Annotated in this window: 25 protein-coding genes; 8 read left to right on the forward strand and 17 right to left on the reverse strand. The window is 60.7% G+C overall.

What is annotated here, in order from left to right; translation table 11 throughout:
- Position 1 precedes the first annotated feature (1 nt).
- From pcaH to pcaR, 6 genes are all read right to left on the reverse strand, one after another.
- Complete coding sequence (pcaH, locus tag J3P82_RS19630; RefSeq protein ID WP_434558294.1) at positions 2-706, reverse strand: protocatechuate 3,4-dioxygenase subunit beta; 705 nt, start codon at positions 704-706, stop codon at positions 2-4.
- Between the two features lie 36 nt (positions 707-742).
- The gene (pcaF, locus tag J3P82_RS19635; RefSeq protein ID WP_434558295.1) at positions 743-1,948 is read right to left on the reverse strand and encodes a 3-oxoadipyl-CoA thiolase; all 1,206 of its coding nucleotides are present in this window, start codon (positions 1,946-1,948) and stop codon (positions 743-745) included.
- Positions 1,945-2,724 (reverse strand): CoA-transferase subunit beta, encoded by a 780-nt coding sequence (locus tag J3P82_RS19640; protein WP_434558296.1) that lies wholly within the window; start codon positions 2,722-2,724, stop codon positions 1,945-1,947. Before J3P82_RS19640 ends, pcaF begins: the two co-directional genes overlap by 4 nt.
- The gene (locus J3P82_RS19645; protein WP_072409760.1) at positions 2,721-3,581 is read right to left on the reverse strand and encodes a CoA transferase subunit A; all 861 of its coding nucleotides are present in this window, start codon (positions 3,579-3,581) and stop codon (positions 2,721-2,723) included. Before J3P82_RS19645 ends, J3P82_RS19640 begins: the two co-directional genes overlap by 4 nt.
- Before the next feature lie 253 nt (positions 3,582-3,834).
- Positions 3,835-5,181: an MFS transporter gene (locus tag J3P82_RS19650; RefSeq protein ID WP_434558297.1), complete on the reverse strand. Its 1,347-nt coding sequence runs from the start codon at positions 5,179-5,181 to the stop codon at positions 3,835-3,837.
- Positions 5,182-5,289: 108 nt separating this feature from the next.
- The gene (pcaR, locus tag J3P82_RS19655) at positions 5,290-6,132 is read right to left on the reverse strand and encodes a pca regulon transcriptional regulator PcaR (RefSeq protein ID WP_053119186.1); all 843 of its coding nucleotides are present in this window, start codon (positions 6,130-6,132) and stop codon (positions 5,290-5,292) included.
- 552 nt (positions 6,133-6,684) lie between these two features.
- Here pcaR and J3P82_RS19660 point away from each other — a divergent pair.
- Together J3P82_RS19660 and J3P82_RS19665 are read left to right on the forward strand one after the other, a co-directional pair.
- A complete protein-coding gene (locus J3P82_RS19660; RefSeq protein ID WP_434558298.1) occupies positions 6,685-6,885 on the forward strand; it encodes a hypothetical protein in 201 nt (66 codons plus the stop codon).
- A 365-nt stretch (positions 6,886-7,250) separates the two neighbouring features.
- A complete protein-coding gene (locus tag J3P82_RS19665; RefSeq protein ID WP_434558299.1) occupies positions 7,251-8,726 on the forward strand; it encodes an inorganic phosphate transporter in 1,476 nt (491 codons plus the stop codon).
- Between the two features lie 150 nt (positions 8,727-8,876).
- Here the strand turns inward: J3P82_RS19665 and ccoM are convergent, their stop codons facing one another.
- The 3 genes from ccoM to J3P82_RS19680 form a co-directional block, all read right to left on the reverse strand.
- Positions 8,877-8,993, reverse strand: coding sequence for a cytochrome c oxidase subunit CcoM (gene ccoM / locus J3P82_RS19670; RefSeq protein WP_276568887.1), 117 nt, complete (start codon positions 8,991-8,993; stop codon positions 8,877-8,879).
- 143 nt (positions 8,994-9,136) lie between these two features.
- The gene (locus tag J3P82_RS19675) at positions 9,137-9,298 is read right to left on the reverse strand and encodes a hypothetical protein (RefSeq protein ID WP_186613497.1); all 162 of its coding nucleotides are present in this window, start codon (positions 9,296-9,298) and stop codon (positions 9,137-9,139) included.
- A gap of 91 nt (positions 9,299-9,389) precedes the next feature.
- On the reverse strand, positions 9,390-9,731 hold the full coding sequence (locus tag J3P82_RS19680; protein ID WP_434558300.1) for an aspartate-semialdehyde dehydrogenase: 342 nt from the start codon (positions 9,729-9,731) through the stop codon (positions 9,390-9,392).
- 247 nt (positions 9,732-9,978) lie between these two features.
- On the opposite strand from J3P82_RS19680, the gene rapA reads away from it, so the two are divergent.
- Positions 9,979-12,825 (forward strand): RNA polymerase-associated protein RapA, encoded by a 2,847-nt coding sequence (gene rapA, locus J3P82_RS19685; protein WP_434558301.1) that lies wholly within the window; start codon positions 9,979-9,981, stop codon positions 12,823-12,825.
- 74 nt (positions 12,826-12,899) lie between these two features.
- On the opposite strand, the gene J3P82_RS19690 is transcribed toward rapA, so the two are convergent.
- The 4 genes from J3P82_RS19690 to J3P82_RS19705 all read right to left on the reverse strand — a co-directional run bounded on the left by J3P82_RS19690 (position 12,900) and on the right by J3P82_RS19705 (position 16,810).
- A complete protein-coding gene (locus J3P82_RS19690) occupies positions 12,900-13,739 on the reverse strand; it encodes a cache domain-containing protein (protein WP_434558302.1) in 840 nt (279 codons plus the stop codon).
- A gap of 131 nt (positions 13,740-13,870) precedes the next feature.
- On the reverse strand, positions 13,871-14,752 hold the full coding sequence (locus J3P82_RS19695; RefSeq protein WP_434558303.1) for an ATPase: 882 nt from the start codon (positions 14,750-14,752) through the stop codon (positions 13,871-13,873).
- Between the two features lie 107 nt (positions 14,753-14,859).
- Positions 14,860-15,852 (reverse strand): NAD-dependent epimerase/dehydratase family protein, encoded by a 993-nt coding sequence (locus tag J3P82_RS19700; protein WP_434558304.1) that lies wholly within the window; start codon positions 15,850-15,852, stop codon positions 14,860-14,862.
- Positions 15,853-15,910: 58 nt separating this feature from the next.
- Positions 15,911-16,810 carry a LysR family transcriptional regulator ArgP gene (locus J3P82_RS19705; protein ID WP_434563905.1) on the reverse strand — a complete coding sequence of 300 codons (900 nt, stop codon included), beginning with the start codon at positions 16,808-16,810 and terminating at the stop codon, positions 15,911-15,913.
- 90 nt (positions 16,811-16,900) lie between these two features.
- Here J3P82_RS19705 and J3P82_RS19710 point away from each other — a divergent pair, with 90 nt between their 5' ends.
- From J3P82_RS19710 to J3P82_RS19725, 4 genes are all read left to right on the forward strand, one after another.
- The gene (locus tag J3P82_RS19710; protein ID WP_434558305.1) at positions 16,901-17,503 is read left to right on the forward strand and encodes a LysE/ArgO family amino acid transporter; all 603 of its coding nucleotides are present in this window, start codon (positions 16,901-16,903) and stop codon (positions 17,501-17,503) included.
- Between the two features lie 174 nt (positions 17,504-17,677).
- On the forward strand, positions 17,678-18,274 hold the full coding sequence (locus J3P82_RS19715) for a superoxide dismutase (protein ID WP_186635411.1): 597 nt from the start codon (positions 17,678-17,680) through the stop codon (positions 18,272-18,274).
- 310 nt (positions 18,275-18,584) lie between these two features.
- Positions 18,585-20,636 (forward strand): putative bifunctional diguanylate cyclase/phosphodiesterase, encoded by a 2,052-nt coding sequence (locus tag J3P82_RS19720; protein ID WP_434558306.1) that lies wholly within the window; start codon positions 18,585-18,587, stop codon positions 20,634-20,636.
- A gap of 206 nt (positions 20,637-20,842) precedes the next feature.
- Complete coding sequence (locus J3P82_RS19725; RefSeq protein WP_434558307.1) at positions 20,843-22,186, forward strand: imelysin family protein; 1,344 nt, start codon at positions 20,843-20,845, stop codon at positions 22,184-22,186.
- Between the two features lie 219 nt (positions 22,187-22,405).
- Here J3P82_RS19725 and J3P82_RS19730 read toward each other — a convergent pair whose 3' ends face one another.
- From J3P82_RS19730 to J3P82_RS19740, 3 genes are all read right to left on the reverse strand, one after another.
- Positions 22,406-23,641 (reverse strand): RNA polymerase sigma factor, encoded by a 1,236-nt coding sequence (locus tag J3P82_RS19730; protein ID WP_434558308.1) that lies wholly within the window; start codon positions 23,639-23,641, stop codon positions 22,406-22,408.
- A gap of 91 nt (positions 23,642-23,732) precedes the next feature.
- Positions 23,733-24,077, reverse strand: coding sequence for a YciI family protein (locus J3P82_RS19735; protein WP_434558309.1), 345 nt, complete (start codon positions 24,075-24,077; stop codon positions 23,733-23,735).
- Between the two features lie 56 nt (positions 24,078-24,133).
- Positions 24,134-24,568, reverse strand: a complete 435-nt coding sequence (locus J3P82_RS19740) for a YybH family protein (protein ID WP_434558310.1) — start codon at positions 24,566-24,568, stop codon at positions 24,134-24,136.
- Between the two features lie 141 nt (positions 24,569-24,709).
- Here J3P82_RS19740 and J3P82_RS19745 point away from each other — a divergent pair, with 141 nt between their 5' ends.
- Positions 24,710-25,225 (forward strand): GNAT family N-acetyltransferase, encoded by a 516-nt coding sequence (locus J3P82_RS19745; RefSeq protein ID WP_434558311.1) that lies wholly within the window; start codon positions 24,710-24,712, stop codon positions 25,223-25,225.
- On the opposite strand, the gene J3P82_RS19750 is transcribed toward J3P82_RS19745, so the two are convergent.
- Positions 25,212-25,700 (reverse strand): GyrI-like domain-containing protein, encoded by a 489-nt coding sequence (locus tag J3P82_RS19750; protein WP_434558312.1) that lies wholly within the window; start codon positions 25,698-25,700, stop codon positions 25,212-25,214. The genes J3P82_RS19745 and J3P82_RS19750 overlap by 14 nt on opposite strands.
- Positions 25,701-25,779: the final 79 nt, after the last annotated feature.

The following is a 25,779-nucleotide window of genomic DNA, read 5'->3' on the forward strand; positions in this document are numbered from 1 at the left end:
CTTATTTCTCCATCGGCGTGGCTTCGCGGCCGCGCAAGACGATGTCCCAGCGATAACCGAGGGCGTAGTGGGGGATGGTTTTTTCCAGGTCGAAACGGGCGATCAGGCGTTCCTTGGCACGGGCGTCCGGCACGCAGTTGTAGATCGGGTCGTATTCCAGCAGCGGGTCGCCAGGAAAATACATCTGCGTCACCAGCCGCGTCAGGATACTCGGCCCGAACAGTGAGAAATGGATATGCGCCGGGCGCCAGGCGTTGTGGTGATTACCCCACGGGTAGGCGCCGGGCTTGATCGTCTGAAACTGATACCAGCCATCGGCATCGGTCACGGTGCGACCGGTGCCGGTGAAGTTCGGGTCCAGCGGCGCATCGTGTTTGTCACGGTCGTGGTTATAGCGACCGGCGGCGTTGGCTTGCCAGATCTCCACCAAGATGCCCGGCACCGGCTGGCCGTGCTCATCCAGCACGCGCCCGTGAATGATGATCCGCTCACCCAATGGTTCGCCGGCATGTTGGGCGGTGAGGTCGTGATCTTTCTCCTGCAAGCGGTCAGCGCCTACAGTCGGCCCGGTAATTTCCGACAGCGAGTGAGGCAAATACACCAACGGCTTGGACGGCGAGCGCAGGTTGGTGGACTGGTACGGCGGGTGCAAATACTCCGGCTGGGTGCCCGCTTGAGGGCGACGATAACCAGGCTTGTCAGTCATGAAGCATTCCTCGATTTCTTATTGGTAGACGACCCGTCAGATGCGTTCGATGGCCAGCGCCAGGCCCTGGCCGACGCCAACGCACATGGTCGCCAGGCCTTTCTTGCCGCCGGTCTTTTCCAACTGGTGCAGCGCCGTCATGACCAAGCGCGCCCCGCTCATGCCCAGTGGATGCCCGAGGGCAATAGCGCCGCCGTTCGGATTGACCTGCGGCGCATCGTCCGCCAGCCCCAAGTCACGCAGCACCGCCAGGCCCTGGCTGGCAAACGCTTCATTGAGTTCGATCACATCGAAATCCGCGACCGCCAGGCCGAGGCGCTCGGTGAGTTTGCGCACCGCCGGTACCGGGCCAATGCCCATCACCCGAGGCGCAACCCCGGCGCTGGCCATGCCGAGCACTTTACCCCGAGGGGTCAAGCCGTGTTTCTTCACCGCTTCGGCCGACGCCAGGATCATCGCCGCCGCGCCATCGTTGACGCCTGAGGCATTGCCGGCGGTGACGGTCTTGTCCGGGCCGTTGACTGGTTTGAGTTTGCTCAAGGTTTGCAGTGTGGTGTCGGCGCGAGGATGTTCATCCTGCTCGACAACGGTTTCGCCTTTCTTATGGGCAATGCGCACCGGAACGATTTCTTCGGCGAAAAAACCCGCTCCCTGGGCGGCTGCCGCGCGTTGCTGGCTGCGCACGGCGAAGGCGTCCTGGTCGGCGCGGGACACCCTGTAGTCATCGGCCACGTTGTCCGCGGTCTGCGGCATTGCGTCCACGCCGTACTGGGCTTTCATCAACGGGTTGATGAAGCGCCAGCCGATGGTGGTGTCTTCCAGCTTCATGTTGCGCGAGAACGCCGCGTCGGCCTTGCCCATCACGAACGGCGCGCGGGACATCGACTCCACGCCGCCGGCAATCGCCAACTCCATCTCGCCGCTGGCAATGGCGCGGAATGCCGTGCCGATGGCGTCCATGCCCGAGGCGCAGAGGCGGTTGAGGGTCACGCCGGGAATGCTCTGCGGCAAACCCGCCAGCAACAGCGCCATGCGCGCCACGTTGCGGTTGTCTTCGCCGGCCTGGTTGGCGCAGCCGAGGAACACCTCGTCCACCGCGCTCCAGTCCACCGACGGATTACGTTCCATCAATGCCTTGATCGGCACGGCCGCCAGATCATCGGCGCGCACGGCGGACAAACCGCCGCCAAACCGCCCGATAGGGGTTCGAATCGCATCACAGATATACACGTCGCGCATCAAGCTTCTCCCGGCGCCTGGCCGTGGGCCGCCGCGGTACGAGCTTCCAGGTCGCGCAGTGCGCGCAGCTCCACTTCGGTCGGTTCGGCGGTGGTTTGCACTTGGTCGGCGAAACGGATCGCCCACCCGGTGGCGGCAATGACCTGCTCGCGGGTCACGCCCGGGTGCAGCGCGGTAACCACGAATTCATGACTGCCAGCTTCCGGCTCCATGATGCACAAGTCGGTGATGATGCCCACGGGGCCGGCACCCGGCAGGCCAAGACGCTTGCGCGAATCGCCGCCTTCGCCATGGCCGACCGAGGTGATGAAATCCAGCTTTTCGACAAACGAACGCGCCGACTGCTTGAGGATGATCAACACGCTCTTGGCCGAACCGGCGATTTCCGGCGCGCCACCGGCACCCGGCAGGCGCACTTTGGGCTGGCGGTAGTCGCCGACCACCGTGGTGTTGATGTTGCCAAAACGATCGACCTGGGCGGCGCCAAGGAAACCGACGTCGATACGGCCGCCCTGCAACCAGTAGCGAAAAATCTCACCGGTCGGTACGACAGTGTCCGCGGTTTCCGCCAGTTCACCGTCGCCGATGGACAGCGGAAGTACGCTGGGCTTGGCGCCGATCGGGCCGGATTCGTAGATCAGGACGACATCGGGTGACGAGGTCAGCCGCGCCAGGTTGGCCGCTTTCGACGGCAGGCCGATGCCAACGAAGCACACAGCATTGTTTTTCAAGCGACGCGCCGCAGCGACGGTCATCATTTCGTTGGTGGTATAGGTCATGGTTTCACCTGCGAAGCGGCTGCCAGCCGGGCCTGGAATTCACTGAAATCCCGGGTACCGTGGATGTATTCGTTGATCCATGCGGTAAAGGTCTCACGGTCCCGAGCGATGGGGTCCCACGCTTGGTAGAAACGGTTGTCACGTTCGGTGTAGCCGTGGGCGTAGGACGGATGGGCGCCGCCGGGTACGTGGCACACCGCGCTTAATGCCCAGGTCGGCAGTACGCAGGCATTCATCGGCGCGTTCAGGTCGTCGACGATCTCTTCGACGGTGACGATGCAACGCTTGGCGGCCAGGGCGGCTTCTTTCTGCACGCCGAGGATGCCCCACAGCAGCACGTTGCCCTTGCGGTCGGCTTTCTGGGCGTGGATCACCGTGATGTCCGGGCGCACCGAAGGCACGGCAGCGAGGACTTCACCGGTGAACGGACAGGTCACGCTCTTGATCAGCGGGTTGACCTTCGGCAGGTCGGAACCGGCGTAGGCTCGCAATACCGCAAATGGCAGGCCGGAGGCGCCGGCGACGTAGGCGTTGGCCAGGTCGGCATGGCTGTGTTCCTCGATTTCCAGCGGGTGCGGCCATTGCTTCTCGACCGCGTCGCGCAACCGATGGAGGGAGCCCACGCCGGGGTTGCCACCCCAGGAAAAAATCAGTTTGCGAGCACAACCGGCGCCGATCAACTGGTCGTAGATCAGGTCCGGGGTCATTCGCACCAAGGTCAGGTCTTTCTTGCCCTGACGAATGATTTCATGACCCGCCGCCGTCGGAATCAGATGGGTAAAGCCCTCGAGCGCGACGGTATCGCCGTCGTTGACGAATTGCTTCACCGCGTCGTGCAGCGAAAGGATTTCAGCCATGGGGCAGGCTCCCGTTTTCCAGTGGACCGGCATGAAGAAAAAGGCGCGAGGTTCAGCGCCGGAATGCCTGAAGATTAAGCTTCGGGATAACGCCAAAACAATCCGATAATCGACTAAGTGTTCGTTTATCGAACAGATTGTTGCTTGGCTATCGATATTTCCTTAATTCGAAAACACACTAAAACCGTGGCGAGGGGGCTTGCTTGCTCCCTCGCCACAGGTGCGGACCCAGCGTTTCGTGCAGGTGAATAACTCAGGTCGCATCCGCATGGCTGACCACGCCCTTGATCACCACAGCCGTGGTCGCCAGGGCTGCGGGAATCACCAGCGCGGTCAAGACCTGTTCGAAATTCCAGCCCAGGCCCAGCAATGTCGCGCCCATCCAAGCACCGAGAATCGCGCCAAACCGGCCGATGCCGAGCATCCAGGAAACCCCGGTGGCCCGGCCCTGGGTCGGGTAGAAACGCGCCGCCAGGGACGGCATCGCCGATTGCGCGCCGTTGACGCACATGCCGGCCACCAGCACCAAGGTGGCGAGCAGGGTAATGTTGCCCAGGCTCTGCCCTACCGCGTAGGCAAACAGCCCGGCCATCAAGTAGAAAATGCCGATGACCTTGTGCGGGTTGAACCGATCCATCGCCCAGCCCACGCCCACCGCGCTCAATACGCCACCGAACTGGAACAACGCGCCGATGAACGCGGCCTGTTCCATGCTCGCGCCGCTGTCGCGCATAAGGGTCGGCAGCCAGCTGGTCAGCAGATAAACAATCACCAGCCCCATGAAATAGGTCAGCCACAGCAACAGGGTGCCGGCGCTGTAGGTACCGGAGAAAATCACCGCCAGCACGTTGCGCGCCTTTACGGTTTTCTGTTCGGGGACGCTGAAGCTCGCCGCGTGGGCAACGGTCTGCGGGTCAATCGGCGCCAGGGCCTTGCGCACCTTATCGGTGCCACGATCGCGCACCACCAGGTAACGCGCCGACTCTGGCAGCCAGAACAGCAGCACAACCGCCAGGATCAATGGCAAGACGCCGCCGATGAATAACAGGCTGTGCCAGCCAAAGGCAGGGATCAACTTGGCCGAGATGAATCCGCCGGCGGCCATGCCGAGGTTGAAGCCGCAGAACATGCTCGTGACCAGCAGCGACTTCTTGCGCTCCGGGGTGTATTCCGAAAGTAACGTGGTTGCGTTCGGCATCCCGGCGCCCAGGCCCAGGCCCGTGAGGAAGCGCAGCACCAGCAGCTGGTCGACATTCGTGCTGTACGCCGACGCCAGGCTGAACCCGCCGAACAACACGACGGCCCCCACCAACACGACTTTTCGCCCGAAGCGATCCGCCAAGGGGCCGGAACCCAATGCGCCGAATACCATGCCGATCAGCGCTGCACTCATCACCGGGCCAAGGCTGGCCCGGTCGATGCCCCAATCCTGGGACAGTGCCGGCGCAATGAAACCCATCGCGGCCGTGTCGAGGCCGTCGAGGAAAACAATCAGGAAACACAGAATCACCACCCGCCATTGATAGCGCGAGATGGGTTGGGCATTGATAAAGGACTGCACATCGAGGCAAGTGCCTACGGAAGTCTGGGGCTGGTTCATTTTATTTTTATTCCACGCAAGAAACGCCAGATGACGCTGCGCGACATTAATGAGCCCAGGCAAACACCGTCAATTCAGCGCGGCCGACTGTGTGCGTTTATCGAACAGCTACGTGAACAACTGCGCGCTCAAGTCCCGGCTGGCCCCTAGCAAGCCTGGCAAGAATCGTTGTTCCAGCTCGTTGCGGCTGACCCGCCCGGCGTGGGTGCTGACGTTCAGCGCAGCCACCACCTGACCCGAAGCGTCATAGACCGGCACGGCGATCGAGCGCAGGCCTTGTTCCAGTTCCTGATCGACGATGCACCAGCCTTGTTGACGAACCTCCTGCAAGCATTCAAGCAGAGCCTCGGGTGTGTGCAATGTCCGGCTGGTCTTGGCCTGCAGGTCGGCATGGTCCAGGTAATCGCGCAGCGAAGCATCGTCCAGGGCCGCCAACAAAATCCGGCCCATCGATGTGCAATAAGCCGGCAGGCGACCACCCACGGACAGGTCCACGGAAATCAGCCGCTGGGTGGTGGCCGACCGCGCAATATAGAGAATATCGTCGCCTTCGAGCGTCGCCATGTTGCAGGCCTCGTGCAGCTGTTCACTCATGCGGTCCAGATACGGCTGGGCGGAAACGGCCAAGGGCGTCGAGGACAGATAGGCATGGCCCAGTGTCAGCACTTTGGGCAGCAAGGAATAAGTGCGCCCATCGGTGGTCGCGTAGCCAAGCTTGATCAGGGTGTGCAGGCAACGCCTGACCGCGGCGCGGGGGATTTCGGTGCGGTGGCTGATCTGAGCGATGGTCAGGTGCCGCTTGCGCTCCTGGAAGGCCTGGACCACGGCCAGCCCACGGGCCAGCGATGTCATGAAATCCGGGTCGCCAGTGAGGGCCTGGATCCGCTTGGCCGGCGAGGCAACGATCGGCGGCGCGACTGACGTGAAGGCATTGCGCAATTGGTCGTTCATGTCGGGTCCTCTGGGAATGACGGCTATTACACGCGGCTACCCGGCAGACAGACAACGGCCGAATCGCCAAGACCGTTCGATTATCGAACCGACGACCGATAATCGCAATGCCCCGCCCCCCGCTTGTTCCATTTGATTCGTCTCGTCTTACTGGCAAATGAAACTTGAGGACAGCGCCGCGATTGACTTGAACAGATCGAGCAATATTTGAACTTGTGGTGCAGCGTGTAACTCTGTCTACATAACTAGCCCATACAAACATCAATTCACACAAGGCAACGTACGGTTTAACGTTTACTGATAGTGTTCTTCAGGCAGACCGCTATAATGCGTTCGGTGACGGCGCGGCCAATAGGCTTGCCCGTCTCCGGCACCACAGTGAGTCCCTATGGTGTCAAAAGCCGGTGCCTGAAGCACCCATGACGCTTCCGCTGTATCGGCAATATCCGAAGCCCTGATGCTACGTCAGCTGTCAGCTCTGGTGCCGTGGCCGTCTGCATGCCTGCATGCAGTGCGTATCACCAGATTAATTTCAATTCATTAGGTAATACTGTGACGAAAGACGAACTGCGCGCGGAACTTGAGCGCCAGGAACAACGTTACAAGGAAGTTTACGGCGGGGAAATCACCACTTACGCCGCGCAACCAGAACCGGAACGCAAACCTTGGCGTAAACGCGCCACCGTTCAGGACCAGGCTTTCAGCCAGGAACTTCAGAAGATCGAAAAAGAACTCAAGGCCGAAGAGGGTTAGCTTCCGGGGCTGGACGTTCTTGCTTACCGTGTCCGGTCGTCACCCAGGCCGGCGCCCCGGCATCGAGCGCCCGCCAAAAGCGGGCCGTTGTGCTCCTGCGCCATCGATCGGAGAGCTTGAGTGGAGGTCCTGCTTTGGATTTTTCCTACGACTATTCCTACTCCCTTCCCATCTCGATACGAACCCTGCCCACAGGGCATTTGGCCTTCTAAACAAAGGGTTGCGATCCACATGGCTAACCAGGACCGGGCAGGTTTCCTCGCGGTTATTTCGTAGAAGAATGTTACCGATGAGCAGGCAATGCATCGATTAACGCGGTTTTCTGGCATAATCGCGCCCCCTTATGACCGGGTCAGAAAACCTTCATGATCGATTTATTCAGCGGACTGGATGCTTGGGTGCTTGTGAGCCTCTTGCTCGCCCTGGCTTTTGTCCTCGCCTTCGAGTTCATCAACGGCTTTCATGACACCGCTAACGCGGTTGCCACTGTTATCTACACCAAAGCCATGCCGCCCCACCTGGCGGTGTTCTTTTCCGGTGTGTTCAATTTTCTCGGCGTACTGCTGGGCGGCGTAGGCGTGGCGTATGCCATCGTTCACTTGCTGCCGGTAGAGTTGCTGATCAATGTGAACACCGGGCACGGACTGGCCATGGTGTTTTCGCTGCTCGCAGCGGCCATCACCTGGAATCTGGGCACCTGGTACTTCGGTATTCCGGCCTCCAGTTCCCATACGCTGATCGGCTCGATTCTCGGCGTGGGCCTGGCCAACGCCCTGATCAACGATATTCCGTTGGGCGACGGCGTGAACTGGCAGAAGGCGATCGACATCGGTGCCTCCCTGGTGTTCTCGCCGATGGCCGGTTTCCTGATCGCTGCCCTGGTGTTGATCGGCCTGAAATGGTGGCGTCCCCTGTCGAAGATGCACAAGACGCCGGAACAGCGCCGCAAGATCGATGACAAGAAGCATCCTCCATTCTGGAACCGCCTGGTGCTGGTGATTTCCGCCATGGCCGTGAGCTTCGTCCATGGTTCCAACGATGGCCAGAAAGGCATCGGCCTGATCATGCTGGTATTGATCGGTATCGTGCCTGCGCAGTTCGTACTCGACCTGAACAGCACCACCTACCAGATCGAGCGCACTCGCGACGCGACCCTGCACCTGAGCCAGTTCTACAAGCGCAACAACGAGTCCCTCGGCGAATTCCTGGCCTGGGGCAAAAGCGTCGAAGGCGACCTGCCGGAGAAATTCCGTTGCAACCCGCAGCAGACCGAGCCGACCATCAATGCGCTGCTAGACACCCTCAAAGGCGTGGCGGACTATCACTCGCTGCCGTCGGAAAGCCGTATCGAAGTGCGTCGCTACCTGCTCTGCCTCGACGACACGGCGAAAAAAGTCGGCAAGTTGCCTGGGCTGGCGGCGCGTGAAAAAGACGACCTGAACAAGCTGCGCAAGGACCTGACCGCCACCACCGAATACGCCCCATTCTGGGTGATCCTGGCGGTCGCCTTGGCACTCGGCCTGGGCACCATGGTCGGCTGGAAACGCGTGGTATTGACCATCGGCGAGAAGATCGGCAAGCAAGGCATGACCTATGCCCAAGGCATGTCCGCCCAGATCACCACTGCCTGCATGATCGGCGCGGCGAATATATTCAGCCTTCCGGTGTCCACCACCCACGTGCTGTCTTCCGGCGTGGCGGGCACCATGGTCGCGAACAAGAGCGGCCTGCAAGGCGGCACGGTCAGGACCATCCTGCTGGCCTGGGTGTTGACCCTGCCGGCCACGGTGGCCTTGTCGGCCGCACTGTTCTGGCTGGCCTCCAAGGCCATCGGCAGCTGATTTCCAGCGGAGCGTAAAAAAGGTGCGTCCCTTGCGGTTCGCACCTTTTTTTATGCCATTGCTTTTGTAGGTCCAACAATCGCGGCGCAAAAAAAAAGGGCGACCGAAGTCGCCCAAAATGCCTTGCGTGCTCGTTGTCGCTGGAAAGATCTACAGCTTCTTGCGCTTGTGTGCGTCTTTCCAGATGAATAATCCAAAACCTGCGAAAAACACGAACATGAGGCCGACCGTCAACACACCGGCAAACACCACATTATCGAAAAACATGACTGGCCTCCTGGTCTTGCCCTTGTTTCGTTGGAGCCAAGGTAACCAATCAGGCCTGGATAAAAATTGACCGGCGTCAATAACGCTCGTGACTGAGCGAAATGGAGGGGGAATAACTGATCTGCATCAATGGATCGAGGGGTTCAGCGCTTTTTAGGTTTGCTTTTGTTTTTCTTCTTCGGCTTGCCCAACGGCATCGCCTGCTCGAACGCCTGGCGGACTTCATTGAGGCGCTTTTCGTTGAGGTCGTGAACGCGCTTGGCGCGTTCAGCGCTAAGGTCAACCAGCTTGTCTTCTTGGCTCATGGCGTGTCGGCATCGTACGGTGAGTTGCGGATGCGCCCATGATGCGGGCTGTCGTCGAGCTTGACCAGCCTGTCGGTTCGGTACGCCTGGATCAGATCTGAATATCGACCCAGAGGCCCTGGCGCGACTCCCCCTCCACCAGCGGCGCGACCGGCACAGTGTTGTCGGCGTTCAGTTCCGTACCCGGTACAGCCAAGTGTTCCTCGGGATCTTCGTCGGCTTCCTGGCGGCGCCTTTGGCGTTCCTGCTGGCGGCGCTGTTCCTCACGCAGCAGCAGCGCGGTTTCTTCCGGGTCACGCTTTTGCAGGTCGATGGTGCTTTCGCTGGAGCTTTCCTGCACCGGGACCACGGGCGGTATGTCCGGTCGCTGGCGGACCGGATCCTGTTGCGCGGTAACGGGTACGGCGCTCAAAGGAAGCATGGGTGGCAACATAAAGGTCTCCTGTCTTCAGGTTGTCGGCTGTGGTGGGTGCAGCTTGAACCGCTGGTCTGAAACTTGTGACCTGGTTGGCATTATGCCCTGCCCACACACAAGCTTCTTTGATCCCTAAGCAAGGTTAAGTTCCCTTCGGAGGAAGAGTACGCACGCTGTATGAGGCCAGGATGCGTGCGTAAATCCTTTGGTCTGACGGCTCATTCCGTTAAGATAGCCGGCTTTTTCACGGCGGGAGTCAGGCAGCATGGCGCAGCAGTATCAACCGGGGCAACGCTGGATCAGTGACAGCGAAGCCGAGCTGGGTTTAGGCACCGTTCTGGCACAGGACGGCCGCTTGTTGACCGTGCTCTATCCGGCCACTGGCGACACCCGCCAGTACGCGCTCCGGAATGCGCCCCTCACCCGTGTACGGTTTTCGCCGGGCGATGTGATCACTCACTTTGAAGGCTGGAAAATGACCGTGCGCGAAGTCGATGACGTCGACGGGCTGTTGGTCTATCACGGCCTCAACGGACAGAACGAAGTCGTAACCCTGCCGGAAACCCAGTTGTCGAACTTCATCCAGTTCCGTCTGGCCAGCGACCGTCTGTTCGCCGGCCAGATCGACCCGCTGGCCTGGTTTTCCCTGCGTTATCACACGCTGGAACACACCAGCCGGCAGTTGCAGTCGTCGCTCTGGGGCCTGGGTGGCGTACGCGCCCAACCGATCGCCCATCAACTGCACATCGCCCGTGAAGTGGCCGACCGCATCGCGCCCCGGGTATTGCTGGCGGACGAAGTGGGCCTGGGCAAGACCATCGAAGCCGGCCTGATCATCCATCGGCAACTGCTGTCCGGCCGCGCCAGCCGCGTGCTGATCCTGGTGCCGGAAAACCTCCAGCACCAATGGCTGGTGGAAATGCGCCGACGTTTCAACCTGCAGGTTGCGCTGTTCGACGAAGAACGCTTCATCGAAAGCGATGCCAGCAACCCGTTCGAAGACACCCAACTGGCGCTGGTGGCGCTGGAGTGGCTGGTGGAAGATGAGAAAGCCCAGGACGCGCTGTTCGCCGCCGGCTGGGACCTGATGGTCGTCGATGAGGCGCATCACCTGGTCTGGCATGAAGACCACGTCAGCCCGCAATACGCGCTGGTCGAACAGCTTGCCGAAACGATCCCGGGTGTATTGCTGCTGACCGCAACCCCAGAGCAATTGGGCCAGGACAGCCACTTTGCCCGTCTGCGCCTGCTCGACCCGAACCGCTTTCATGACCTCAAGGCCTTCCGCGCCGAGAGTGAAAACTATCGCCCGGTGGCCGAGGCTGTCCAGGAACTGCTGGACAAAGGTCGCCTGTCGCCCGGAGCCCACAAGACCATCCACGGTTTCCTGGGGAACGAAGGCGAAGCGTTGCTGACCGCCGTCAATGACGGTGATATCGAAGCCAGCGCCCGCCTGGTCCGCGAACTGCTGGACCGCCACGGCACCGGTCGCGTGCTGTTTCGCAATACCCGCGCCGCCGTACAGGGCTTCCCCGAGCGCAAGCTGCACGCCTATCCGCTGCCGTGCCCGGACGAATACCTTGAACTGCCATTGGGCGATCACGCCGAGCTGTACCCGGAAGTCAGCTTCCAGGCCCAGCCGGACGCCAGTGAAGAAGAGCGCTGGTGGAAATTCGATCCGCGCGTCGAGTGGCTGATCGATCAGTTGAAAATGCTCAAGCGCACCAAAGTCCTGGTGATCTGCGCGCACGCCGAAACCGCCATGGACCTGGAAGACGCCTTGCGCGTGCGCTCCGGCATCCCGGCCACGGTGTTTCATGAAGGCATGAACATCCTTGAGCGAGACCGCGCGGCCGCCTATTTCGCCGACGAAGAGTTTGGTGCCCAGGTGCTGATCTGCTCGGAAATTGGCAGCGAAGGTCGCAACTTCCAGTTTGCCCATCACCTGGTCCTGTTCGACCTGCCGGCGCACCCGGACCTGCTCGAACAACGCATCGGCCGCCTGGACCGGATTGGCCAGAAACACACCATCGAGCTGCACGTGCCCTATTTGGAAACCAGCCCGCAGGCGCGGTTGTTCCAGTGGTATCACGAAGCGCTGAATGCCTTCCTCAACACCTGCCCGACCGGCAACGCCTTGCAACACCAGTTTGGCCCGCGCCTGCTGCCCTTGCTGGAAGAAGCCGATGACGGCGAGTGGCAAGCGCTGATCGACGAGGCGCGCGCCGAGCGTGAACGCCTGGAAGCCGAGCTGCACACCGGCCGCGATCGTCTGCTGGAGCTCAATTCCGGCGGTGCGGGAGAAGGTGACGCATTGGTAGAAGCCATATTCGAACAGGACGACCAGTTCGCCCTGCCGATCTACATGGAAACCCTGTTCGACGCCTTCGGCATCGACAGCGAGGACCATTCCGACAACGCGCTGATCCTCAAGCCGAGCGAAAAAATGCTCGACGCCAGTTTCCCGCTGGGCGACGACGAAGGCGTGACCATCACTTACGACCGCAACCAGGCGCTGTCCCGCGAAGACATGCAATTCATCACCTGGGAGCACCCGATGGTGCAAGGCGGCATGGACCTGGTGCTGTCCGGCTCCATGGGCAACACCGCCGTGGCGCTGATCAAGAACAAGGCACTCAAGCCCGGCACCGTGTTGCTGGAATTGCTCTACGTCAGCGAAGTGGTTGCCCCGCGCTCGCTGCAACTGGGCCGCTACCTGCCACCGGCCGCCCTGCGCTGCCTGCTGGACGCCAACGGCAACGACCTGGCTGCCCGGGTCTCGTTCGAGACCCTGAACGACCAGCTCGAAAGCGTGCCCCGCGCCAGCGCCAACAAGTTCATCCAGGCCCAGCGTGATCAGCTATCACCACGGATCAATGCCGGCGAAGAGAAGATCATCCCGCGCCATGCCGAGCGCGTGGCCGAGGCTCAACGCCGCCTTGCAGCCGATACCGAAGAGGAACTGGCACGTCTGACCGCGCTGCAAGCGGTCAACCCTACCGTGCGCGATAGCGAGCTGGAGGCTTTGCGTCAGCAGCGCGAGCAAGGGCTGGCGATGCTGGAGAAGGCTGCGTTGCGGTTGGAGGCGATTCGGGTGTTGGTGGCGGGCTGATTTCGGCGGTTTTTGGGTGTGTATATCCGTATCTTCGGTAACGGATATACACCCAAAACCCCAGCCACCCAGCCTCAAGGACTGTAATACCCCACCGCCACCAGCAAATGCCCCGCCTTCTTCAAATAGGCATGCTTGTTCTCGACCTTCCCCGTTACCGGATTCTTCCAGCGATACTCATACTCCCCCGCATCCTGCTTACCGATCATGGCCAATATCGGCTCGCCCACCGGCTTGCCCGCCGGATCCTTGACCTTGGCAAAATCAGTATTGATCAAGCGCAGGTTGGTGCCATGACCGACATAGCGTCGGGTATCAAGGTCGACGACAAAGACATACAGGTCATCCTCAAGATAGCCGCCCTTGAGAGCGTTGATCGCCGTCAGCGTCGCTTTCTCGTTTTTCAACAAATCGGCCGACGCCTTGTCCAGCAGCGCCCTGGCCTGTTCGGCAGAGGCCCGAGGCAGGTAATAGCCGACCGCGAGGATTCGCTCGCCGACCCGCTGAAAGTACACATGCTTGCGCTCGACCTTGCCGTCGGCCCAGTTCTGCCAACGGTATTCAGCCTGCTGGATACCGCTGGCTTCAGGGGTTTTCAGTGCGTCCTTGAAGGCCTTGCGCAACTCCGGCCCCAGCACCTCGGAAACGTCTCGCCCGATCAATGCTGACGAGGGACCGCCGCTGGCGAGCATCACGCCTTGGGTGTCGACCACGAACACGTAGCGGTCCTTGTCGACGAACTCGCCTTGGCGGCTGAAGGCGGCGAACGCATAGTCGCCGTAGTCGTCATAGTAGGCCAGGGCCTTTTCCAGCAGTGCCCGGGCTGCCTGACCGTCGTCCGGAGTGGCGGCCTGGACCTGTGTTACCAGAAACAGCAACGCCGTCAGCCTGGCCATCTTTCGAATCAATCCCATGCGCGCGCCCTCGTTCTTGTTGATGTTTCAAGAGCGTAGACGGCGCGGGGTGATGTGGGAGTATTCAGGGGATTGTTGCGAGGCAAGCGCAAACCTGTGGAAGCGAGCTGGCTTCCACAGGTTCCAGAGCGTCACTGGGCCCGGTTGCTCAGTTGCTGTTGCAGGTACTGGATCTGCGATTGCAGGGTATTGATGTTACGCGTGACCTGGCCACGGAAGGCATCGAACTCCGCGGCAGAGCCGCCCGAACGATTCTCCTGTTGGCTCTTGAGCACGATCATGTCCTGTTCCAGGCGCTCGATGGCCGAGTTCGAGGTGGCTCTTTTCAGAGCGGTGATGTCGGCACCGATGCTCTTGAGCTGGGCATCCAGCGCGCCGCCCTCGCCTTGGTTCTTCAAGGCTGCCATCTCCGCCGCCAACGTCTTGACCTGGGCCTGAAGCTGGGTATTGGCTGCTTGCAACTGGGTGTAGGCGTTCTGCTGTTCGGAGTCTTGGGCGATCATCTGGGCCAGCTGCTTGTCCAGGTCGGCAGATGGACCGAACGCGCCTTGCAGGAGTTTGTACTGTTCTTGCAGCTTGCCTTCGAATTGCCGTGCCTGCTCCTGCAGCTTGTTATCCAATTGTTTGATCTGCAATTTCAACGCTTCACTGTCGCTCATCACGTTGGACTGCCCGGCGACGACCTTGCCGGAAATGTCCTGCAAGCGTCCCGCCGCGTCCTCACTGATCCGGGCGAAACTTTCCTGGGTAGCGACCAGTTGCTGCTCCATCAGGGAAATCTGCTGGAAACTCCACCACGCCAGGAAGGCCAATGCGCACAGTAGGGCACCGACCAATGCCCACAGCGGCCCAGTGCTCGGTGCCTTGACCTTGGCCGCCGCAGCGGGTGCCGGACGCGCTTGCACGCGGGGCTCGCGGTTGGTCAGGAAGTCATCGTCATCGGGAATGTCGGCCCGCATCCGCAGGCTCGGTACATCATCGAAGTCGTCGTCGGCATCGTTACGCATGGGCATGGGTTCAACCTTTGGGAAACCGGTAATGGCTCGGTGCAGCGAGTATAACCCCCGCAACCGCCGCACCCATTGACCCCGAACTGGGCACTCGGTTCATGACGGACCGATCAGCGGGCATCTTGGACGCGCCACCAAGCGCAAAATTCATCGAGGGCGGCCCACAAACTGACCTGCGGATCATAATCGAGATAATGCCGCGCCCGACCGATGTCCAAGGTGAAACTCCTGTTCATGACCTGCATGCCCAGGCGCGACAGCGTCGGCTCGGGGCGGCCGGGCCATAACGCGCAGAAACCTTCATTCATGGCCGCGACACTGTAGGCCAGCCCGTAGGAGCGATAACGCCTGACCTGTGGGACCTCCATTTGTCGCATTACGTAATTGACCACGTCCCACAGCGGGACCGGCGCTCCGTTGCTGATGTTGTAGGCCTTGCCCAAGGCTGAATCGGTGGCCAGCAAGCTGCTGAGCAGCGCTTCGTTGAGGTTCTGTACGCTGGTGAAATCGACCTTGTTCAATCCGTTGCCGACTATGGCCAGTCGCCCCTTGCGCTGCATCTTGAGCAGTCGCGGGAAGACGCTCATGTCGCCGGCCCCGGTGACGAAACGCGGCCGCAAGGCCAACACTTCCAGGCCGAACTCCTGGGCGCCGAAGACCTTCTGCTCGGCCAGGTACTTGGTGGCGGCATAGGGATGCTTGAAGCGTTTGGGCACTTGCTCTTCGGTCAACGCGAGGTGATCACGACCGTCGAAATAAATGGACGGCGATGAGAGATGCACCAATCGCCGGACCTTCTGCTTCAGGCAAGCCTCGACGATGTTTTCGGTGAGTTGGACGTTGCCCTGGTGGAAATCCTGATAGCGTCCCCAGACGCCCACCGAACCAGCGCAATGCACCACGGCATCGATATCGCGACACAGATCACGGGCCAGCATCGGGTCGACCAGGTCACCCTCGATGAATTCGGCGCCGCGCCGGACCAGATGCTCGACGCTTTCGGCCCGGCGGCCATTGACCCGAACATCCAGGCCTTGCTCCAAGGCAAAACGCGCAAAGCGTCCGCCAATGAAGCCGCTTGCGCCGGTGACCAGAATTTTCATGTGGTGCTCCTAAAAATCAGTTTCGAGCTACAAGCCAAGAGCTGCAAGCCATACGACTTCAACTCACTGCTTGCAGCGTGCTGCTTGTCGCTGCGATCAATTGTTCGGTCAGCAAACCGAGCAACTGTCCGCCGTTGCGCCAATGATGCCAGTACAGCGGCACGTCGATCGGCTTATCTGCCAGCAATTCCATCAACTCGCCTCGCTCCAACTGCTCGCGCACTTGCAGCTCAGGCACCAGGCCCCATCCCAGCCCGGCTTCGATGAGGCGAATGAAGCCTTCGGACGAAGGACACAAATGGTGCTCGAAACCGCCTTCGACGCCGAGGGACGCCAAGTATCGGTGCTGCAGGAAGTCGTCCGGGCCGAACACCAGGGCTGGCGTGCGCGCCAGCTGATCGGCGCGCACCCCTTCGGGGAAATGTCGAGTGATGAACGCAGGGCAGGCAAGCGCACGATAACGCATCGCCCCCAGCAATACGCTGCGGGCCCCGGCCACCGGGCGTTCGCTTGCGCAGACACACGCCGCTACTTCGCCGGCGCGCATTCGCTTGAGTCCGACAGTCTGGTCTTCCACCACCAGGTCGAGCAACAGATGCTGTTCTGCACAAAAAGCCCCCACGGCGCCGGCCCACCACGTGGCCAGGCTGTCGGCGTTCAATGCAATCCGCAGGCGCTCCGGCAACCCTTCCTCATCCAGCGCCGGCACCAGGCTTTGCAGGTCACGTTCCAGTAGCCGGACCTGTTGCACATGGTTGAGTAACCGGCGGCCGATTTCGGTAGGCGCCGGCGGCGTGACGCGCACCAGGACGGGCTGGCCGACCCGTGCTTCCAAGAGTTTTATCCGCTGGGAGATGGCCGACTGCGACAATCCCAGCACCTGCGCGGCACGCTCGAAACCAGCCTGTTCGACGACGGCCGCCAAGGCAGAAAGCAGTTTGTAATCGAACATCAGTATTCCTAATGGGCAATCAGCAGTATTGGTTTTTCTTATACATCCCCGCACTGGAGAATGACCAGCATTGCAAACACTCAAAGGGAAGAACTCATGTGGCAAAGTTACGTCAACGGGCTGCTGGTGGCGCTTGGATTGATCATGGCGATTGGCGCCCAGAACGCCTTTGTGCTGGCCCAGGGCCTGCGGCGTGAGCACCACCTGCCGGTCGCCGCGCTGTGCATCACCTGCGATGCGCTATTGGTCGCCGCCGGAGTGTTCGGGTTGGCGACGCTGCTGGCTCAAAGCCCGCTGCTGCTTTCGATCGCACGATGGGGCGGCGCGGCGTTCCTGCTCTGGTACGGCAGTCAGGCGCTGCGTCGGGCGTGTTCGAAACAGAGCCTGCAGCGCAATGAAAAACACGTCACGCGTTCACTGCGAACCGTGCTGCTCAGCGCCTTGGCGGTCACGCTGCTCAACCCCCACGTCTATCTCGACACGGTGTTGCTGATCGGCTCCCTCGGCGCCCAGCAAAGCGTTCCCGGTGCCTATGTAGCGGGTGCGGCCAGCGCCTCGCTGCTTTGGTTTTCCACCTTGGCGCTGGGCGCCGCGTGGCTGGCCCCTTGGCTAGCCCGACCCAGCACGTGGCGAATCCTCGACCTGCTGGTGGCACTGATGATGTTCACCGTGGCGGTGCAGCTGATCGTCTCCGGCTGATATTCCAAACCGCTCTGGAACCTCTATTCCACACAGTTGTTGCGTGGTTATGCCGCACCCCCGGTGCTATGATCCGACTCCTGCGCCGCAAAGAGTACAAACTCCCCGGCGCTAGTCTGGCCGCCCGTGATCGGCCTTGCGCTCACCGCAACTGACCTGATTAGGAGAATCACCATGGCTTTCGAATTGCCGCCGCTGCCCTATCCTCACGATGCACTGCAGCCGCACATCTCCAAAGAGACTCTGGAATACCACCACGACAAGCACCACAACACCTATGTCGTGAACCTGAACAACCTGGTGCCTGGCACCGAGTTCGAAGGCAAGACCCTGGAAGAGATCGTCAAGACTTCCTCGGGCGGTATCTTCAATAACGCCGCTCAGGTCTGGAACCACACCTTCTACTGGAACTGCCTGGCGCCAAACGCCGGCGGCCAACCAACCGGCGCACTGGCTGAAGCCATCAATGCTGCCTTCGGTTCGTTCGACAAGTTCAAGGAAGAATTCAGCAAGACGTCCATCGGCACCTTCGGTTCCGGCTGGGGCTGGCTGGTGAAAAAGGCTGACGGGTCCCTGGCCCTGGCCAGCACCATCGGCGCCGGCAACCCGCTGACCAGCGGCGACACCCCGCTGCTGACCTGCGACGTCTGGGAACACGCCTACTACATCGACTACCGCAACGTTCGCCCGAAATACGTCGAAGCGTTCTGGAACCTGGTCAACTGGAAGTTCGTGGCTGAGCAGTTCGAAGGCAAAGCCTTCACTGCCTAAGCTTTGATGCCAGGAAAAAGGCGCTTTTCCCGAGAGGGCAAAGCGCCTTTTTTTTAAGCTTGCATCCACAATCCCCAGCAGCAGGCACATGACCTCGCGTCTGAAACCCAATAAAAAATCCCGCCAGGCCTCAAGTTGCAGGCCCTTCCAACCGAAACAATGGTCGTAGAGTAATAACTCTGTAGACACCGTATAACGGCCAGGCTTCAGGCGAAAACCCTTGTGTTTGATTGTCCCTTTGACTGACATCACAGGATTGCCAATACTCATGGCAACTTGACGCTATCCGCACGAAACAAGGAATCCATCTTTGAAGCTGGAACTTAAAAACAGCTTGTCTGTGAAGTTGCTCCGGGTCGTGCTCCTCTCGGCGTTGATCGTTGGCATGATCTTGAGCTGTGCCCAGATCGTATTCGACGCCTACAAAACCAACCGTGCCGTAGCTGTCGACGCCCAGCGCATCCTTGATATGTTCCGCGATCCTTCTACCCAGGCGGTCTACAGCCTGGATCGGGAGATGGGCATGCAGGTCATCGAAGGGCTGTTCCAGGACGAGGCCGTGCGCATGGCCTCCATCGGCCACCCTCGCGAAACCATGCTTGCCGAAAAAACCCGGCCCTTGCAGCACTCCGAAAGTCGCTGGCTGACCGACCTGATCCTTGGCCAGGAACGAACCTTCACCACACAACTGGTGGGCCGCGGCCCCTACAGCGAATATTACGGCGACCTGAGCATCACGCTCGATACCGCGACCTACGGCCAGGGCTTCATTATCAGCTCCGTTATCATTTTCATTTCTGGAATGCTGCGCGCCCTCGCCATGGGCCTGGTGCTGTACCTGGTCTATCACTGGCTGCTGACCAAGCCGTTGTCGCGGATTATCCAGCACCTGACCGAAATCAACCCTGACCGCCCCAGCGCACACAAGATCCCGCAACTGCGAGGCCATGAGAAGAACGAGCTGGGCCTATGGATCAATACCGCCAACCAGCTCCTGGCCTCCATCGAGCGCAACACCCATCTACGCCACGAAGCCGAGAACAGCCTGTTGCGCATGGCGCAGTACGACTTCCTGACTGGCCTGCCCAACCGCCAGCAACTGCAACAACAACTCGACAAGATCCTGGTGGATGCCGGACGCCTGCAACGTCGCGTGGCGGTGCTCTGCGTGGGGCTGGATGATTTCAAGAGCATCAACGAACAGTTCAGCTACCAGACCGGCGACCAGCTGCTGCTGGCCCTGGCTGATCGGCTGCGGGCCCACAGCGGACGCCTCGGTGCGTTGGCCCGGTTGGGCGGTGACCAGTTCGCCCTGGTCCAGGCCGATATCGAGCAACCTTACGAGGCCGCCGAACTGGCCCAGAGCATTCTGGATGACTTGGAAGCGCCGTTCGCACTGGATGACCAGGAGATCCGCCTGCGGGCAACCATCGGTATCACGCTGTTTCCCGAGGACGGCGACAGCACCGAGAAGCTGCTGCAAAAGGCCGAGCAGACCATGACGCTGGCCAAGACCCGCTCGCGCAATCGCTACCAGTTCTACATCGCCAGCGTCGACAGCGAGATGCGCCGCCGTCGCGAACTGGAAAAGGACCTGCGCGAGGCGCTGGCCCGCGGGCAATTCAGCCTGGTGTACCAGCCACAGATCAGTTATCGCGATTTGCGCGTGGTGGGCACCGAAGCCTTGATCCGCTGGCATCATCCGGAACACGGTCTCGTGCCGCCAGACCTGTTCATTCCCCTGGCCGAGCAGAACGGCACCATCATTGCCATTGGCGAATGGGTACTGGACCAGGCCTGCAAGCAATTGCGCGAATGGCATGACCAGGGCTTCGTCGACCTGCGCATGGCGGTCAACCTGTCCACCGTACAACTGCACCACGCCGAATTGCCGCGGGTGGTGAACAACTTCCTGCAGATGTATCGCTTGCCGCCTCGCAGCCTGGAGCTGGAAGTCACCGAGACCGGCCTGATGGAAGACATCACCACCGCTGCCCAGCACCTGCTGAGCCTGCGCCGTTCCGGTGCGCTGATCGCCATCGATGACTTCGGAACCGGCTATTCCTCGTTGAGTTACCTCAAGAGCTTGCCGCTGGACAAGATCAAGATCGACAAGAGCTTCGTCCAAGACCTGCTCGACGACGAAGACGACGCCACCATCGTCCGGGCCATCATCCAGCTAGGCAAAAGCCTGGGGATGCAGGTCATTGCCGAAGGCGTCGAGACGATCGAGCAAGAGGCCTACATCATTTCCGAGGGCTGCCATGAAGGCCAGGGGTATTACTACAGCAAACCCCTGCCGGCACGGGAGCTGGGCCTTTATCTGAAGCAGGCGGAGCGCACCAAGGCCTCCATCGTCTGAATCTTTTGCGCGGCCATTGCTCCGCTCAAGGAGTTGGCAACCAGACAATCCCTACAGACGCCGCCCAAACGCAGCGATCTGCATTATTAAATAAGAAATATTTACAGCCACAGCCCTTTACACATAATGCAAATCTTTCGCATTATGTCGCAGCTTTTGCGCACCCTTGCGCCTGTCCCATTCATCACCGAAGCAGGATGTTCGCCATGATTCGTATGCCTCTGGCTACCGCCAGTCTGTTGGCCATCGCTATTTCCCTCGCCGGTTGCGGCGAAGGCAAAGACAAGGCCGCCGCGCCGCAAGCGCCAACGCCGGCCGCCAGTACCGCTGCTCCGGCTGCCCCCGCTGCCGCTGGCAAGATCGACGAAGCCGCCGCCAAGGCTGTTGTCGCGCACTATGCCGACATCGTCCATGCCGTCTACAGCGATGCCGAATCCACCGCGAAAACCCTGCAAACCGCCGTCGACGCGTTCCTGGCCAAGCCGAACGCCGACACCCTCAAAGCCGCCAAGGCTGCTTGGGTCGCCGCCCGCGTGCCTTACCTGCAGAGCGAAGTGTTCCGCTTCGGCAACACCATCATCGACGACTGGGAAGGCCAAGTGAACGCATGGCCCCTGGACGAGGGCCTGATCGACTACGTCGACAAGACCTACGAGCATGCCCTGGGTAACCCGGGCGCCACCGCCAACATCATCGCCAATACCGAGGTTCAGGTCGGCGAAGACAAGGTCGATGTCAAAGACATTACCCCGGAAAAACTCGCCAGCCTGAACGAGCTGGGCGGTTCCGAGGCGAACGTTGCCACTGGCTACCACGCCATCGAATTCCTGCTGTGGGGCCAGGACCTCAACGGCACCGGCCCTGGTGCTGGCAATCGCCCAGCTTCGGATTACCTGGAAGGGGCAGGCGCCACCGGAGGCCACAACGATCGTCGTCGTGCCTATCTGAAGTCCGTGACCCAACTGCTGGTCAACGACCTGCAGGAAATGGTCGGTAACTGGAAGCCGAACGTGGCCGACAACTACCGCGCCACCCTGGAAGCCGAGCCGGCCGAAACCGGTCTGCGCAAGATGCTGTTCGGCATGGGCAGCCTGTCCTTGGGCGAACTGGCAGGCGAGCGCATGAAGGTGTCCCTGGAAGCCAACTCCCCGGAAGACGAACAGGACTGCTTCAGCGACAACACCCACAACTCGCATTTCTACGATGCCAAGGGTGTACGTAACGTTTACTTGGGCGAATACACCCGCGCAGACGGCACCAAGATGACCGGCGCCAGCCTGTCGTCGCTGATAGCCAAGGCCGATCCGGCCGCTGACACCGCGCTCAAGGCCGACCTGGCCGACACCGAAGCCAAGATTCAGGTTATGGTCGATCACGCCAACAAGGGTGAGCACTACGACCAGCTGATCGCCGCCGGCAACACCGCGGGCAACCAGATCGTGCGCGACGCCATCGCCGCCCTGGTCAAGCAGACCGGTTCGATCGAACAAGCCGCAGGCAAGCTGGGCATCAGCGACCTGAACCCGGACAGCGCTGATCACGAGTTCTGATCAACGTTGGGCGAATGAGAAAGGCGACCTTCGGGTCGCCTTTTTTGTTTGTTGTCCGCCAGTTCAGGAAACTCAGGAAAACCCCGTGGCGAGGGAGCTTGCTCCCGCTGGGCTGCGCAGCAGCCCTCCTGATTCAACTGACACACCGCGGGGGGCCGCTTCGCGCCCCAGCGGGAGCAAGCTCCCTCGCCACGAATAGGTTCGGATACCTCTGGACTATCAATCCAACCCGGCCAACCTGGCTTCGATAAACCGTCGCTCCGGCAATTGCTGCGTCAGTTCAAGCGCCCGTCCATAAGCCGCCCTCGCCTCCTCCACCCGCCCCAACTGCCGACAGAATTCCGCCCGCGCCGAATGGGCCAGGTGATAGTCGAGCAACTCACCCCTTGCGAGTATCCCCTCGACCAGACTTAACCCTGCCTGCGGCCCATCGCGCTTGGCCAGGGCAGCCGCGCGGTTGAGCTCGATGACTGGCGATGGCATCGCGCGCAACAACACATCGTAGAGGCCAACGATCTGCGGCCAGTCGGTTTCTTGCGCGGTGGCCGCTTCAGCGTGCACGGCGGCAATCGCTGCTTGCAGACAATAGGGTCCGAACCGCCGGGTATTGAGCGCGGCCTCCACCATGGCGCAGCCTTCGGCGATCATCCCTTGATCCCACAGGGATCGGTCCTGCTCGTCCAGCAGAATCAGTTCACCCGTCACCGAGCTTCGTGCCCGGCGTCGCGATTCGTGCAACAGCATCAGCGCCAACAACCCCATGACTTCAGCTTCCGGCAACAACTCCATCAGCAAACGCGCGAGGCGTATGGCTTCGCGGGTGAGATCTTCACGGGTCAATTCTGCGCCCATCGAGGCCGAATACCCCTCGTTGAACACCAAGTAGATCACCCGCAACACACTGTCCAGCCGTTCCGGCAGTTCGGTGCGCGATGGCACTAGATAGGGAATCTTCGCGTCGCGGATTTTCCCCTTGGCCCGCACGATGCGCTGGGCGATGGCCGCCGGCGAGGCGAGAAAGGCACGGGCAATTTCTTCGGTGGTCAAGTCGCACACTTCACGCAGCGTCAACGGCACCTGGGCATCAGCCGCCAGGGCCGGATGGCAACAGGTAAAAATCAGCCGAAGGCGATCGTCTTCCACGTCCTCATCACTCCAATCGGACTGTTCCAGCTCTTCGAGCTGTGCAACCAGCATCGGCTGGGACGCCGCGAAGCGCGCTCGACGGCGCAGGCTGTCAATCGCCTTGAAGCGTCCGGCGGACACGAGCCACGCCCGCGGATTGTCCGGCACACCGTCGCGCTGCCAGCGCTCGACCGCGACGAAGAACGCCTCGTGCAGGGCTTCTTCGGCAAGATCGAAGTCGCCCAGCAAGCGAATCAGCGTTGCCAGGATCCGCCGCGAGTCTTGCCGATAAACCTGCTCGACCCGCGCCTTGACCGCCTCGGCCGGCATCAGTCGGGCATGCCCTGGGCTATCAGCATTTCGAGCCGGCCGACGACCCATTCCAAAGATGCGGGTTTAAGGTTCATGGACACAGTCCTGTTCAGGGATTGAGTTGACGGACCGGCCGGACTTCAACGCAGCCGACCCGGGCCGCCGGAATGTTGCCGGCGACCTGGATCGCCTCGTTCAGGTCCCTGGCTTCGATCAGGTAGAAGCCCGCCAGTTGTTCCTTGGTTTCGGCGAACGGACCATCGGTGATCGACAGCTTGCCGCCGCGCATGCGCACTGTCGTGGCGGTCTGCACCGACTCCAGGGCTTCGGCGGCAACCATCCGGCCGCTGCCCTGGATCGACTCGGCATAAGCCATGCACTCGGCGTCCTCAGGGCTGTCGGGCGAGTTGTGCAGGGCCTGTTCGTTGCTATACACCAGGCATAAATACTTCATGGGTAAGCTCCGTGGTCGAACTGATCGACGAGGATGACAGAAGAAACCGTGGCCAATCAGGGCTGCAAGTCGAATATCGCCGTTCCCGCCATCGGATCGAACGGCGCCGACCAATGTTCATGGGCGATCTTCCATTGCCCGGCCGTACGCTTGTAACAAGCTGTCACGCGCATCCAGCAGGCCTGTTCCTCGCCTTTATCGTTGGTGCCGCCGCAATAGGCCAACCAATGGGCGAACGCAATGTTCTCGGCCGGCGTAATCTCGATCTGGTGGAAATCGAACTTGTGCGGGCCGGGGCACATTTCCATGCACGCCTCCCAATGGGCACGGTAAGCAACCTTACCCTTGAATTGCAGGGCCTGGATGGCGTCGAACGAGACGATGTCGTCGTCATAGAGGGCCATGACCTTTTCCACGTCCTTGGCCATGACCGCCTGGCGATAGGTGTCGATCAGCGTCTGGATTTCGCTTTCGGTAGCTTGGGTATTCATGGTGATTCTCCGCAGGTTTTTGTTAGAGACATCCTTAGTCGTCTGGAGAAACAGTGAATCGACAGCCAAACAAAAATAAACCAAAGAAAAATTTTCGCTAGAATTCGAGGCCCATTCTGTCGGCAAACAACGGACGTTCTCGTGACCGCTCAGCTCGTACCTTATGAAGACCTGACCCCGACCCAACAGCAACAGGTCGAAGCCATCGAAATCCACCCTGACCAGATCAAGTTTTCCGGCGATATCCACGGTGCGCTGCATACGCTGCTGTCCAGGCCCGGACCGGGTGTAAAGGGTTTCGCATTGCTGGCTGGCGATGTGCCCGTCGCGTTCTTGCTGCTCAAGCGCCCGCCCGTGCTGCCCGAGTGGGCCGATGAACACAGCGCCACCCTGCATGCCTTGCAGGTCGACTTCCGAGCCCAGGGCAAGGGATACGGCAAGGCCTGCTTGCAGGCATTGCCGACGGTGGCGCGCTCGGCGTGGCCGGAAATAAATGGACTGGAGCTGTCAGTCGACGCCGACAATGAAGCAGCGATTGGCCTGTACACGCGACTGGGCTGGGTCGACAACGGCGAGGCCTATAAAGGCCGTATCGGTTATGAACGGCGGATGCGGCTGGTGTTTGACCAGACGGATCCATCGCTCAGCTCGGTTTGAGGGGTATCCAGATTTCCAGGGTGCCTTCACCGGTCCGGGGATTGAAATCCTCGCTGTAGCGCTCGAACTCAGGCTCGTCCGCCGCTTGGTGGCCGGACTGCGGCAACCATTCTTTCCAAATGTATTGGAAGGTGTCCGGAAGACTCTTCAGCGGCCCTTTGTGTACGAACACGGCGTAGGGCCCGGGCTGGATTTCGATCCAGCGGTATTGCTCCGGCAGGTCGTCGAGCCGACTGATTTCCACGCCGGCGATGTATTCGAAGCCACCCTGGCCGTCCGGGTTGCAACACACCCCGTAGGTCACTTCGTCTTTCTGACCTGGCACCTTGCCGAGCCAAGGCAGGAATTTTTCCCAGAGCTGCGGGATGTCCTGGGCGGTGTCCTGGGTAAAACGCGCGCCGAAACCGGCGATGAGCTGAAAGCGTCCCTGTTCAAAGCGCGGCTCGATTGCGTTAACGCGTTTTTGCGTTTCCATTGTTTCAACACTCCGGAAAACTTGAAGTCGGGCTTGGCAGTATAGAAGCCAAACCGTGATTGCCAGGCCGTTTCGCTTG

The organism is Pseudomonas sp. Z4-20, assembly GCF_051131955.1.
Taxonomy (GTDB): Bacteria; Pseudomonadota; Gammaproteobacteria; order Pseudomonadales; family Pseudomonadaceae; genus Aquipseudomonas; species Aquipseudomonas marvdashtae.